Genomic DNA, 12,390 nt, shown 5'->3' with positions numbered 1-12,390 from the left:
CTCGTTGAGTCAACTGTTTCGAGGGCGAGACTCTCTGTTCGGCTAAAAAACAATGACGTTTTGATTAGGTTTTGTGCGCGCAGGGACCCTGTTTAGCAATCTGCTCCGGTATTTGTCGGGGCGGTTCATATTGTGAAGAGACCAGAACTATTGGGATAGTTCTTCCAGATATGGAAACATAATGGCCAGCTACGACGCGATTGCTATCTTTGCTCAAGTTGCAAAGTCTCAGAGCTTCAGTGAAGCCGCGAGAGTATTGGGAATGCCGTTGTCATCGGTCAGCCGGAAAGTATCTGAACTGGAGGCTGATTTGAACGCCCGCCTGATCGACCGGAACAAGCGTCAAATCCGCTTAACCGAGACGGGCCAGACTTATCTTGAACTCTGCCGTAAAGGGCTCGAAACGATCAGCTATGCCAATCGGGTGATGACCGACAGGCATAGCGACACGGCTGGAACGGTCACGATCACGGTGCCGCCGAACTTGATGGAGGTCCTGTTTCTGGAGGCAGTTGAAATCTTCTAGCTGCGCTATCCAAACGCGCAGCTGCGCGGGCTAATATCGGAACGATTGCTGGATTTTGTCGATGACGGCGTGGACCTTTCTTTTCGCGTTGCTCTACCAGAAGAGTCTGACCTGGTAGTCAAGACATTGCTCAGATACCGACACCGGTTGCTCGCTTCGCCAGGTTACATTGCCGCTAACCCGCCACCTCGTCTGGTCGCGGATCATCAGGATCACAAAATCATAGGTTTCAGTTTCCACCCATCTCGCGATGTGAAATGGAGTTTGTCCAGGCGGGGGCATATCGAACACATCCGCTTCGAATCCAACCTCGCCGTCAATGACTATACCGCGATCAGGGCAGCCATTCTGGCAGGCCATGGCATCAGCGAATTGCCTGAGCCGCTGTGCCGCGAAGCGTTGCAGACGGGGCAACTCAGCGAGGTGCTTCCGGAGTGGTCTTTTCCAGAAATCAAACTCTTCGCCGTCCATGCGGGAAACGCGTCTCTGTCGAAACTCGCGCGGCTGTTTCTGGATACGGTGATTACAAAACTGAAGAGTTGAGCCGAATACGACACTACAGCTTTCGGTGTTTGTTTCTGTCAAAATGCAAAGTGGACACAAGATTATCTGATGTTAATCGCCGCTTTGTCATCCGCCCAAGATTTCTATTTGCCAGAGTACTTCCCTCCCCACCTTCAATGGTCAACAGGCTATTTGATCCCTGCCCCCTGCGTTGCGTCAATCGGCACGAGCATTGCCCTTACGGCCTCGCGGGGATCTCCTTACGCACGAAAGAAAACCGGGAATATTGGTGGAACCGCGCTTCGGGGTTGAGAATGATAGAAGGGAACCCCGAGTGGTTCGGAGCATCGGGCCAGAACTGGGGCTCCAAAGCCAACCCTGCGAACGGCCCATAGCACACTCCTTGGTGCCCTTTGGCCGGTTCTGTATCAAGTTGAGCGGCGTCAAAGACCTGCAGGCCGGGCGCGTTTGTTTCCAAGATCAGCGCAAGCCGGTCAGTCTCCAGCCGCGCAACAGGTCGCTTTCCCTGACCGTTTAGGCAGTAGTTGGTGTCGAGGTTGCATGCGGCAGGAAGCTGCGTTGGCCGGCTGAGGTCGTAAAGGGTATTCGCGACTGGAGCAACTTCCCCAGTCGGGATCAGCGACGTATCGGTGGGTAGATAGTAATCTGCGGCGATGCTCAAACGATGATCGCAAAGACCGTTTTCTGACAAGCACCAATAGCCGTGGAAGGCCGGGTTGCACAATGTCAGCACCCCGCTTGTGGCAACGACATCGACTGTCAGTGCGCCACTCTCTTCGATTGTATAGGTCACATCGAAATGTAATGGCCCTGGCAAACCGTCCTTGCCATCTGAATGATGCAACGCAAAGGTCACCTGGGCTGCGCCCCTATCTGCAATAGTCCAGATTTGCTCAGACAGGCCATTCGGACCACCGTGCAAAGCATTGCCATTCTCGTTCACGGCAAGTTCGAGCGTGGTATCCCCCAATGGAGCCCGGCCGCCTGCAATTCGGTTGGCCACCGGCCCGACGATGGCGCCGAAATACTGCAATGGCCCGAAGTAGCTCTCAAGATCCGGGCTGCCCAGCACCAACGAGTGCTCGAATCCTTCGAGGTAATACGCCGTAAGCGAAGCACCGTATGTCATCAGCTCAGCCTGCGCAGGGCCGTTCTCAATGCTGACGGTCTCAACCGTGACGCCATCGGATGTTAAACCTGCCGGCATCGAACTTCCTCAACAAGAGGAGAAAAGAAGACACGGTGAACGAAAGTGAAAACGTCGGCCATTGGTGTCATTGATCCCTGCTAGTCGTCTTCTCCGATTTTCTGCACCAGAGTGTACATGTGCTCTTAGTGGCACAGACAATCTCCACCGTACCTTGCGAACTTAAAGTCAGGGGCATCATGGTAACCGATATTCCCCAAGGAAATTATCGTAGCGCTTCACCTACACTGACAGCCTCATCGCCTCTGTCTGTTCACGTTACTCTCCTGACGCCACTCAAAGATGACCGAACACTGCGCTCGGTACGGATAATGAAGGTCAATCTGAGCCAAGATGAGTGTATAGCTGTATTTTGACACTTTGAGGCCAACTGGCAACTACACCGTTCAAACCCGTCACACGAAGGCGATCAACTTGGGCAATTCAGAGGTTACCACCCTCGCTCAACGAATGCGCGCTCCCGTATCCACGTCGAAGATCATCGCCCGCTCTGGTCGCAGGACCAAACTGACTCTGCTGCCCTCGCGACTGCGTTCGTCGTCACGTTCTTCAACGATCAGCTTGTCACCGTTGGAAGCCGTAAGGTAGCTGTAAGAAACACCCCCAAGCGCTTCAGTAAGGTCAACGGACAGTGCATCACCATTGCGGTCCAGGCCGATATGCTCAGGACGGATACCCAGGGTAACTTTGCTTTGGCCGGTAGGAATTGTTGCCGGAGGTGCCAATGGCTCGGATAACGCCGGATGGGTCAGTTTGCCATCCACAACGTCGCAATCCAGGAAATTCATGGACGGAGAACCTATAAAACCTGCCACAAACTTATTGTCCGGATTGCGATAAAGTTCAAGCGGAGCGCCAACTTGTTCGATTCGACCATCACGCAAGACCACAATTTTGTCAGCCATTGTCATGGCTTCGACCTGGTCGTGGGTCACGTAGATCATGGTTGCACCGATTTCTTTGTGCAGCCGAGCGATTTCAACGCGCATCTCGACGCGCAGCTCAGCGTCGAGGTTGGACAGCGGCTCGTCAAATAGGAAAACCTCGGGGCCACGCACAATTGCACGTCCTATTGCAACACGCTGGCGCTGACCACCTGACATCGCCTTGGGCTTACGCTTCAAATATTGGTCGAGTTTCAGGATGTTAGAGGCTTCCTGGACTTTCTTGTCGATTTCAGTTTTCGGAACACCATTCATTTTTAAGCCGAAACCCATGTTTTCGGCTACCGTCATGTGCGGATACAAAGCATAGGTCTGGAACACCATCGCCACACCACGTTTGGCGGGATCCATGTGCGTCACATCGCGGGCGCCGATATTGATAATCCCTTCAGAGGTCTCTTCCAACCCGGCGATCATCCGCAAAAGCGTTGACTTACCACAGCCGGACGGTCCCACAAAAACGCAAAACTCACCGTCCTGAATTTCCAGGTCAACGCCATGAATGACCTGCGTGGCCCCATAGCGTTTAATCGCCTTTTCCAGTGTCACTCCTGTCATGAGATAAGTACCTTTTCCTGTTGTGTTTCGGGAAAGCGCCAAGATTGCGCTTCCCGCCCAATATCTTTTGCAGTCTGGAGCACGCACGGTGCCCACTGTTCGAGTTTCCTAATGTCTGTGCGGCTGGTTGGACCCGTTATCGACAGTGCGCCCAACATCCGTCCATTGGATGTCAGTATGGGAGCGGCAATACAGATGATCCCTGGCTCATGCTCTTCGCGGTCGAATGCGTATCCGCACTTTCTGATTGCATTCAGCTCTTCTCGTAGTTCCTTTTCCGAGCCCAAAGTGGTCGGCGTAAACCGGAAATAGCTTTGCTGCGACAGCGCCGCGGCAAGCGTTTTTTCTGGAAGAAAGGCAAGCATCGCTTTTCCTACGCCAGTACAGTAGGCCGGGCCTACTTTACCGGCTTGGCTAAACATCTCGACGGGGTCTGCGGCGTTGCGTTTGTCGACGTATAAGACTTGATTGGCATCAAGCTGCGCCAGATGTACGGTCTCACCAAGTTCGTGGCTAAGCGCATCCAAATGTGGTCGAGCCACGGGCGCCAAAGAGCTTTGGGTCCAGGCCGCATGGGCCAGACGCACCAGTCGAATCCCTGGCGCATATGACTGCCGGTCAGGATCGTAATTGAGCATACCTTGATTCGTTAGAGTTTGGAGAAAGCGGTACAAGGTCGCTTTGGGAAAAGGGCTTTGTTCCAATAGCTCCACAAAGCGCACCGGACGGTTAAATCCCGCAACAAGATCTAACACATCGCACGCTTTGCCGACTGTTCCGTCTCCAGACATTTGGTGACGTCTCCTCTCTGACCCCTGCCCTCCCGCAGGAATATTGTTGACAACCCTAACGGAAATGATGTGTAGTTTTCAATATATAAATTTTTGTTCCAAATAATGGAACTTGCTTGGATGCAAAAAGGGAGGAAACAATGTATTCCAAAACCAAAAGAGCGCTGGCCGCGCTTGCTGCCTGTACGGCACTCGCAGCACCTGCATCGGCTGAGTTGAGTGGCGACCTGTCGATTTTTTTGGACACATCGAACCCGGCGCCTCGTGCGACGATGGAAGAGATGATTGCTCGGTTCGGGGAAAAACACCCTGACCTGAACATCGAAATCACTGTGATTGATCGCGAAGCTTACAAGACACAAATCCGGAACTTCCTGACGGCGAATGCTCCAGACGTCGCCACATGGTACGCGGCCAACCGCATGAAGCCTTACGTAGACGCTGGTCTTTTCGAAGACGTATCGGACCTCTGGGCTGAGCCAATGTTCCAGGACGACCTGAAGTCGACCAGAGGTGCGATGACCATCGACGGTAAACAGTGGGGCGTTCCGTATACCTACTACCAGTGGGGCGTGTATTATCGCAAAGACATCTTTGAAGAACTTGGCCTGAGTGAGCCGAGCACTTGGGAAGAAGAAAAGGCGAACTGTGAGAAGATCGTGGCCTCTGACCGGGCCTGCTACACCATTGGAACCAAGTTCTTGTGGACCGCAGGTGGCTGGTTCGACTACCTGAACATGCGGACCAATGGTTACGATTTCCATAACCAACTCGCGAACGGGGAAATCAGCTGGGAAGACGATCGTGTCAAGCAGACCTTTGCCAATTGGAAGGAGCTGATCGACATGGGTGCGTTCATTGACAACCACCAGACCTACAGCTGGCAGGAAGCGTTACCATTCATGGTCAACGGTGAAGCAGCGGCATATCTCATGGGCAACTTTGCTGTTGCCCCGTTGCGCGATGCAGGCCTGACCGATGACCAGCTGGATTTCTACCAGTTTGTTTCGATCGACCCCAATGTGGAACTTGCTGAAGATGCCCCGACAGACACGTTCCACATACCTTCGGCGGCCCAGAACAAAGAGGCAGCCCGGGAATTCCTCAGGTTCGTTGCTTCACCTGAAGAGCAAACGATTATCAACAATGGAAAGAACCTGGGGCAATTGCCGGTCAACTCGAAATCCACTGTGGATGACGACAAATTCCTGCAAAAGGGTTTCGTGATGCTCAGTGAGAACAGCCCTGGTGGCGTCGCCCAGTTCTGGGACCGCGACGCACCTGCGGAAATGGCCAAAGTCTCGATGGAAGGCTTCCAGGAGTTCATGGTCAAACCCGATAGCCTTGACAAGGTTCTATCCAAGCTGGAGCGCGCACGCGGTCGTATCTACGACAACTAAGCGGTCCTAAGATCGGCTTTGAATCGCGAACGCAAAAACAATCGGCGGTGTGACAAACTCCGCCGATTCAAACACTCCCCAGAAAAGAGATGGCCACCATGACCGCCTCGACTGATGTTTTAGACACCGAACCAGAAAGCTGGTTCCACCGCAACCAACAAGCTATCTCGCCTTGGCTGTTCCTGGCCCCGGGTATCTTGTTCTTCCTCGTATATGTTATTGCCCCCGTTTTTCAGTCGTTCAATCTGTCCCTGTACGAGTGGGATGGCTTGGGCCAAGCAGAGTATGTCGGGCTGCGCAACTACGAAGACCTTTATTATGAATGGGTTGATCGCGACGCATTCTATGTCTCACTCAAGAACAACCTGATTTGGCTGGTCCTGTACCTTCTCGCTATACCTGCGGGCTTGTTTATAGCACTGCTGTTGAACCAAACGGTTTTCGGCATCCGCCTCTATAAATCACTGTTCTTCTTTCCCTTTGTAATATCTCAGGTCGTGGTGGGGCTTGTCTTCACTTGGTTCTATGATCCGACATTCGGTTTATTGAATCAGTTTCTAGCTCTGTTCGGCGCCGGCCCAATCAACGTGCTCGGCAACGAGCATCTGGTTACCTACGGAATCATTGCAGCCGGGCTTTGGCCGCAAACTGCGTATTGTATGATTCTCTACTTAACCGGACTGAACGCCGTTGACCCGGAGCAGATTGAAGCCGGGCGGCTCGATGGCGCAAAGGGCATAAAGATGCTGTGGTACATTGTGTTGCCCCAGCTACGCCCTGCAACATTCATCGCCTTTGTCGTGACCATCATCGGCGCGTTGCGTTCGTTCGACTTGATTTCGGTCATGACACAAGGGGGCCCCTTCGGTTCATCACGCGTACTGGCCTACTACATGTTCGAGGTTGCGCTGTCTGAATACGGATTCCGCATGGGCTATGGTGCCGCGATTGCCGTTGTGCTGTTCATGATCATGATGTGTTTCATCGTCTACTTCCTGTGGTCGATGTACCGTGAAGAGAAGGGGCACTAAGATGTTTCCAACACCTATCGAAAAACAACCCAAAGCGACCCAAATTACCTACAAGGCACTTTTGCCGGTCGCTCTTCTGTTGTGGCTTGGCCCTCTTCTTGCTGTTGCACTGTTCTCAGTCAAACCCGATGCAGATTTTGTGAATGCAAACTATTGGGGGCTGCCATCGTCCTTCGAGTTCGCACATAACTATGGCCAAGTGTTTTTTAACAGTGACATGCCACGCTATATGCTGAACTCGATTCTGATCACCGTCCCGACGGTGATCGGTGCGGTGGCGCTCAGCACTATGACCGGCTTTGCGCTTGGGATTTACAAGTTCAACGCGAATATGTGGATTTTCTTCATGTTCGTGGCGGGCAACTTTGTCCCGTTCCAAATCCTGATGGTGCCAGTGCGCGACCTGACGCTGGAACTTGGACTGTATAACACTAAAACCGGGCTGGTGCTGTTCCACATCGCGTTCCAAACCGGGTTTTGCACACTCTTCATGCGCAACTTCATCAAAGCATTGCCATTTGCGCTAATCGAAGCGGCCCGAGTGGAAGGCATCAGTGAGATCAAGATTTTCTGGTATGTCGTCCTGCCTTTGATGAAACCCGCGCTTGCAGCATTGTCCGTGCTGATGTTCACCTTCATTTGGAACGACTATTTCTGGGCCGTTGTCCTGACTCAAGGCGCTGAAAGCCAGCCTGTTACCGCAGGCATTACAAGCTTCAACGCTCAATTCAGGGCGGCATACCACTTGATGAGTGCAGGCTCTATTGTGGCAGCTCTACCGCCTGTGGCCATGTTCTTCCTAATGCAGAAACACTTCATCGCGGGCTTGACCCTCGGAGCTGTAAAGTAATGAAAAGAACCTGGTCGCTTCATGATGAGCGACAATCCCTGGTGCTCGCGGCCCACCGCGAGCACCTTCCCGAAGTTGTTTATTTCGGTCCCCGTCTGCCCGCCGGGGAGAACCTCGAAACTTTGTTGGGCGCCCATAGTCTTGACGTAACCGGCGGCATGCTGGACGCAAACCCGGAACTGTCCATCTGTCCCGAAGCGACACGTAGCTTTCCGGGACAACCCGGTCTGATTATGCGGGACGGCGACGGTACGCCAATCCTGCCGAAATTTTGCTACGCCAGCGAAGACACTGACGACAATCATCTGGCGTTGACCTTCCGAGACGATTCCCACCGGTTGACTTATCAGGCGGTGTTTTCGATTGATCCAAAAACCCACATCATCGAAGCCCGCGCGGTGCTTGAGGCGGATCGCCCTATCATTCTGCATTGGTTGTCTGCCCCAGTTTTTCCAGCGCCGCAACTTTCGGACGAGCTGATTGATTTCGCAGGTCGCTGGTGTGGCGAGTTCCAGATGAACGCCACGCCGTGGTCACCGGGCATCCGCTATCGCGAGAACAGGACGGGACGCACTGGACACGAGCATTTCCCCGGTCTGATCGTACCGGTGCGCGGTGCGACCAACGCGCAGGGTCAGGCTTACGGTTTCCACTATGGTTGGTCTGGTGGACATCGCATGGTGGCCGAGGAACTACCCGATGGACGCCGTCAAATCCAGTTCGGACAAGCGGCCCGTATGGAGCGCGAAGCATCCAAACGGTTTGAGACCGCACCGCTCTATGCCGTTTTTTCGGCCGACGGAATAAACGGCTGCGCCGTTGCATTCCAGCGCCACCTGCGGGACCGGATCGTTGCTTTTCCCAAACCCGACCGCGCGCGCCCGGTGCACTACAATTGTTGGGAGGCCGTTTATTTCAACCACAATCTACCTGAACTCAAAGACATTGCAGATCGTGCCGCCGTCCTTGGCGCCGAGCGATTTGTTCTGGACGATGGCTGGTTCGGGCAGAGGGATGACGACACGTCCTCTCTAAGCGATTGGGAGGTGGACACACGCAAATACCCCGACGGTCTGGATCCTCTGATCAAACACGTCCACTCGCTGGGCATGACATTCGGCATTTGGTTCGAACCCGAGATGATCAATCCCGACAGCAGTATCCACCGTGCGCATCCTGAGTGGGCGCTGGGGGGCGAGGATCAAATACTGGGCCGCCAACAAAAAGCATTGAATATGGCTCTGCCAGAAGTGCGCGATTTCCTGTATGATCGCATGTCGACAATTCTTGCCGGACACGAAATTGACTATATCAAGTGGGACCACAACCGGGTTTTGCCAATGCCGGATGCCGCGCAAACACGCGGCTCATATGCCTTGATTGATAGACTGCGGCAGGACTTTCCGCATGTGGAAATCGAAAGCTGTGCCAGCGGCGGCGGTCGGATCGACTTTGGTATACTCAAGCGGACCCAGAGAATCTGGCTAAGCGACAGCAACGACGCGCTGGAGCGGTTGCGCATACAGCACAACGCCGCGATCTTCCTGCCGATGGCTGTCACCGGTAGCCATGTAGGACCGCGCGTCTGCCACACCTCGGGCCGCGTGCTGGACATCCGGTTTCGCGCTTGGGTCGCCGCGCAGCGACATATGGGGTTTGAGATGGATCCGCGTGAACTAACTCATGAGGAAGAGATGGTGTTGCGCGACGTCACGCAATGGTGGAAAGACAACCGCGATTGGCTATATCATGCTGACATTCTGCGACTCGACAGTCCCGACCCGTCCGTTCTTGCAGAACAACAACAGACCAGTGACGGATCGCGCTTTGTCGTTTTTGCCGGTAAAGTGGACACGTCGCCACAAATCGCACCGCGACCACTGCGCCTGACCAGGCTTGAGGCAGATGCACAGTACCGTGTAGCGCTGCGCAGTACTGCGGAAGCACCCACAACCCTGTCGCGTGGCCAACCTGCGCTTAAGCAGGGCCCAATAACCGTAAGCGGCCAGTATTTGATGAGCCATGGCTTGTCTCTGCCGTGGAGTTTCCCGCAGTCTATGTGGGTGATTGAAGGCTATAAACTATGACAAAAAAACGCCGCTCACAGCATTGGTATGGCAAGCTCGACAAGGATGGTTTCATCCATCGGTCTTGGATGAAAAATCAGGGCTTTCCCGATCATGCCTTTGATGGCCGCCCCATTATCGGCATCTGCAATACATGGTCGGAACTGACGCCTTGCAACTCGGGCCTGCGCGACCTGGCCGAAGGCGTCAAACGCGGCGTGTGGGAGGCCGGAGGGTTCCCCGTCGAATTTCCCGTCATGTCGCTGGGCGAGACCCAGATGAAGCCTACCGCCATGCTGTTCCGCAACCTGCTGGCAATGGATGTCGAGGAATCCATCCGCGCCTATGGCATTGACGGTGTTGTTCTGCTGGGTGGCTGTGACAAGACCACACCCGGTCAGTTGATGGGCGCGGCCTCGGTCGATCTGCCCTCTATCGTGGTCAGTTCCGGCCCAATGCTGAACGGCAAGTTCAAGGGCAAGGATATCGGCTCGGGCACTGACGTGTGGAAGTTCTCGGAAGAGGTTCGCGCCGGTGAGATGACCCTGCAGGACTTCATGAACGCCGAATCCGGGATGTCGCGCAGCGCCGGGGTCTGCATGACTATGGGAACTGCGTCCACGATGGCTTCTCTGGTTGAGACGATGGGCATGTCCCTGCCCACAAATGCCGCGCTTCCGGCGGTTGACGCGCGTCGCATGGCGCTGGCGCATCTGACCGGCAAGCGGATTGTCGAGATGGTGGACGAAGACCTGAAACCCTCGGACATTCTGACAAAAGAGGCGTTCGAGAACGCCATTCTTGCCAACGCAGCCGTGGGCGGATCGACCAACGCAGTGGTGCATCTTCTGGCGTTGGCGGGACGTGTGGGCGTTGATCTGACCCTGAAAGATTTTGAGATCGGGTCGGAAATCCCTTTGCTGGTCAACTGCATGCCATCGGGTGAATACCTGATGGAGGATTTTTGCTACGCAGGCGGCGTGCCGGTGGTGCTGAATGAACTTAAGACTTTCCTGCGCCCGGCGAAAACCGTGCTGAACAAGGATATCTCGGCGCATTGCGAGGGGGCCGAGTGCTACAACACCGACGTCATCCGCCCCTTTGATGATCCAGTTAAACCAGCGGCTGGTCTGCGTGTTCTGCGCGGCAACCTTGCGCCCAACGGGGCCATCGTAAAGCCTTCGGCGGCAACGGATGAGCTTCTGGAAACCGAGGCTGAGGCGTTCGTGTTTGAAAGTATCGAAGACCTCAAGGCCAATATCGACCGGGACGATCTGCCGGTGACCGCTGAAACCATTCTGGTGCTCAAGGGTTGCGGCCCCAAGGGTTATCCGGGGATGCCCGAGGTTGGCAACATGCCGATTCCGGCCAAACTGGTGCAAGAGGGCGTGCGCGACATGATCCGCATCTCGGATGCGCGCATGTCCGGCACCGCCTACGGCACCGTTATCCTGCATGTCAGCCCCGAGGCGCAGGCAGGCGGCACTCTGGCGCTGGTGAAAACTGGCGATCGTATCCGCGTCTCGGCCAGCAAAGGCGAATTGGAGTTGCTGGTGGATGAGGCTGAGCTTGCCACGCGTCGCGCTGCATGGCAGCCGGACGATCCCCATTACACCCGCGGATATGCGAAGCTCTATATCGACCACGTGCTGCAGGCCGATCAGGGGGCCGACCTCGACTTCCTCGTCGGCAAAGACACCCGCCTTGTGACCAGAGAGAGCCACTGATGGATCAACCCGCCACCTTCCACGATCTTAACGGAGCCTCGGTCTACATCACCGGCGGCGGCTCGGGCGTTGGCGCCGCACTCACGGATGGGTTCATGGCCCAGGGTGCCAACGTCGCCTTTATCGGACGTTCGGACGCCAGCGATTTTGTGGAGCAGATGCGCGACAAACATGGCCGCGCGCCGCTGTTTCTGCAGGGTGACATGACCGACACCGAATTGCTGCACGCTACCATGGCGAAAGCCGCTGAGGCACATGGCCCGATCAAGGTGCTGGTCAACAACGCCGCCAATGACAAGCGGCACGCGCTGGAAGAAACCACTCCCGAGTTCTGGGACTGGATGATCGAGGTCAACCTCAAGGCCTATTTCTTCGCCTGTCAGGAGGCCGCCCGCCAGATGACAGACGGCGGGTCGATCATCAATTTCAGCTCGATCAGTTACATGATGGGCAATGCGGGCTATCCTATCTATACCACGTCGAATGCCGGGATCACCGGCATGACCCGGTCGCTGGCGCGCGAGTTGGGGCCTCAGAAAATCCGCGTCAACGCGCTTGCCCCGGGATGGGTTTTAACGCAGAAACAGCTGGATATGTGGGCCACACCCGAGGATCTGGCCGCGCATCTGGATCGCCAATGCCTCAAGGAACATCTGACGCCCGAGGACATGATTGCCCCGACGCTGTTTCTAGCGTCCGAGGCCAGCCGTGCGATGACCGGTCAGTGCATGGCTGTCGATGGCGGCGTTGTGGTGACGGGGTGAG

11 protein-coding genes are annotated in these 12,390 nt (G+C 55.1%); 8 read left to right on the top strand and 3 right to left on the bottom strand.

What is annotated here, in order from left to right:
• Positions 1-181: 181 nt before the first annotated feature.
• Positions 182-526: a LysR family transcriptional regulator gene (locus ACR1XV_RS17060; RefSeq protein WP_480533503.1), complete on the top strand. Its 345-nt coding sequence runs from the start codon at positions 182-184 to the stop codon at positions 524-526.
• A complete protein-coding gene (locus ACR1XV_RS17055; RefSeq protein ID WP_480533554.1) occupies positions 527-1,069 on the top strand; it encodes a substrate binding domain-containing protein in 543 nt (180 codons plus the stop codon).
• Between the two features lie 199 nt (positions 1,070-1,268).
• Here ACR1XV_RS17055 and ACR1XV_RS17050 read toward each other — a convergent pair whose 3' ends face one another.
• From ACR1XV_RS17050 to ACR1XV_RS17040, 3 genes are all read right to left on the bottom strand, one after another.
• Positions 1,269-2,258 carry an aldose epimerase family protein gene (locus tag ACR1XV_RS17050; RefSeq protein WP_480533501.1) on the bottom strand — a complete coding sequence of 330 codons (990 nt, stop codon included), beginning with the start codon at positions 2,256-2,258 and terminating at the stop codon, positions 1,269-1,271.
• A 443-nt stretch (positions 2,259-2,701) separates the two neighbouring features.
• Complete coding sequence (locus tag ACR1XV_RS17045) at positions 2,702-3,760, bottom strand: ABC transporter ATP-binding protein (protein ID WP_480533499.1); 1,059 nt, start codon at positions 3,758-3,760, stop codon at positions 2,702-2,704.
• On the bottom strand, positions 3,757-4,551 hold the full coding sequence (locus ACR1XV_RS17040; protein ID WP_480533497.1) for an IclR family transcriptional regulator: 795 nt from the start codon (positions 4,549-4,551) through the stop codon (positions 3,757-3,759). Before ACR1XV_RS17040 ends, ACR1XV_RS17045 begins: the two co-directional genes overlap by 4 nt.
• Before the next feature lie 140 nt (positions 4,552-4,691).
• Between ACR1XV_RS17040 and ACR1XV_RS17035 the strand changes: the two genes are divergently transcribed.
• The 6 genes from ACR1XV_RS17035 to ACR1XV_RS17010 all read left to right on the top strand — a co-directional run bounded on the left by ACR1XV_RS17035 (position 4,692) and on the right by ACR1XV_RS17010 (position 12,389).
• Positions 4,692-5,951 (top strand): ABC transporter substrate-binding protein, encoded by a 1,260-nt coding sequence (locus ACR1XV_RS17035; RefSeq protein ID WP_480533495.1) that lies wholly within the window; start codon positions 4,692-4,694, stop codon positions 5,949-5,951.
• 98 nt (positions 5,952-6,049) lie between these two features.
• Entirely contained in the window at positions 6,050-6,982 is a 933-nt protein-coding gene (locus tag ACR1XV_RS17030; protein ID WP_480533493.1) for a carbohydrate ABC transporter permease, read from the top strand.
• A 1-nt stretch (position 6,983) separates the two neighbouring features.
• The gene (locus ACR1XV_RS17025) at positions 6,984-7,832 is read left to right on the top strand and encodes a carbohydrate ABC transporter permease (protein WP_480533491.1); all 849 of its coding nucleotides are present in this window, start codon (positions 6,984-6,986) and stop codon (positions 7,830-7,832) included.
• On the top strand, positions 7,832-9,919 hold the full coding sequence (locus ACR1XV_RS17020) for an alpha-galactosidase (protein WP_480533489.1): 2,088 nt from the start codon (positions 7,832-7,834) through the stop codon (positions 9,917-9,919). Before ACR1XV_RS17025 ends, ACR1XV_RS17020 begins: the two co-directional genes overlap by 1 nt.
• Positions 9,916-11,625: an IlvD/Edd family dehydratase gene (locus ACR1XV_RS17015; protein ID WP_480533487.1), complete on the top strand. Its 1,710-nt coding sequence runs from the start codon at positions 9,916-9,918 to the stop codon at positions 11,623-11,625. Before ACR1XV_RS17020 ends, ACR1XV_RS17015 begins: the two co-directional genes overlap by 4 nt.
• Positions 11,625-12,389 carry an SDR family NAD(P)-dependent oxidoreductase gene (locus ACR1XV_RS17010; RefSeq protein WP_480533485.1) on the top strand — a complete coding sequence of 255 codons (765 nt, stop codon included), beginning with the start codon at positions 11,625-11,627 and terminating at the stop codon, positions 12,387-12,389. Before ACR1XV_RS17015 ends, ACR1XV_RS17010 begins: the two co-directional genes overlap by 1 nt.
• The last annotated feature ends 1 nt before the right edge of the window (position 12,390 follow it).

It is taken from the genome of Ruegeria sp. AD2(2025), from assembly GCF_056542385.1.
Note: the sequence above shows the minus strand (reverse complement) of the source record. Positions and strands in the feature narration are given on the sequence as shown.

Bases quoted from the DNA above. Each gene is read 5' to 3' on its own strand.
- ACR1XV_RS17015 (WP_480533487.1), top strand. From the start codon at position 9,916: ATGACAAAAAAACGCCGCTCACAGCATTGGTATGGCAAGCTCGACAAG.
- ACR1XV_RS17040 (WP_480533497.1), bottom strand. From the start codon at position 4,551: ATGTCTGGAGACGGAACAGTCGGCAAAGCGTGCGATGTGTTAGATCTT.
- ACR1XV_RS17050 (WP_480533501.1), bottom strand. From the start codon at position 2,258: ATGCCGGCAGGTTTAACATCCGATGGCGTCACGGTTGAGACCGTCAGC.
- ACR1XV_RS17030 (WP_480533493.1), top strand. From the start codon at position 6,050: ATGACCGCCTCGACTGATGTTTTAGACACCGAACCAGAAAGCTGGTTC.
- ACR1XV_RS17010 (WP_480533485.1), top strand. From the start codon at position 11,625: ATGGATCAACCCGCCACCTTCCACGATCTTAACGGAGCCTCGGTCTAC.
- ACR1XV_RS17035 (WP_480533495.1), top strand. From the start codon at position 4,692: ATGTATTCCAAAACCAAAAGAGCGCTGGCCGCGCTTGCTGCCTGTACG.
- ACR1XV_RS17020 (WP_480533489.1), top strand. From the start codon at position 7,832: ATGAAAAGAACCTGGTCGCTTCATGATGAGCGACAATCCCTGGTGCTC.
- ACR1XV_RS17060 (WP_480533503.1), top strand. From the start codon at position 182: ATGGCCAGCTACGACGCGATTGCTATCTTTGCTCAAGTTGCAAAGTCT.
- ACR1XV_RS17025 (WP_480533491.1), top strand. From the start codon at position 6,984: ATGTTTCCAACACCTATCGAAAAACAACCCAAAGCGACCCAAATTACC.
- ACR1XV_RS17045 (WP_480533499.1), bottom strand. From the start codon at position 3,760: ATGACAGGAGTGACACTGGAAAAGGCGATTAAACGCTATGGGGCCACG.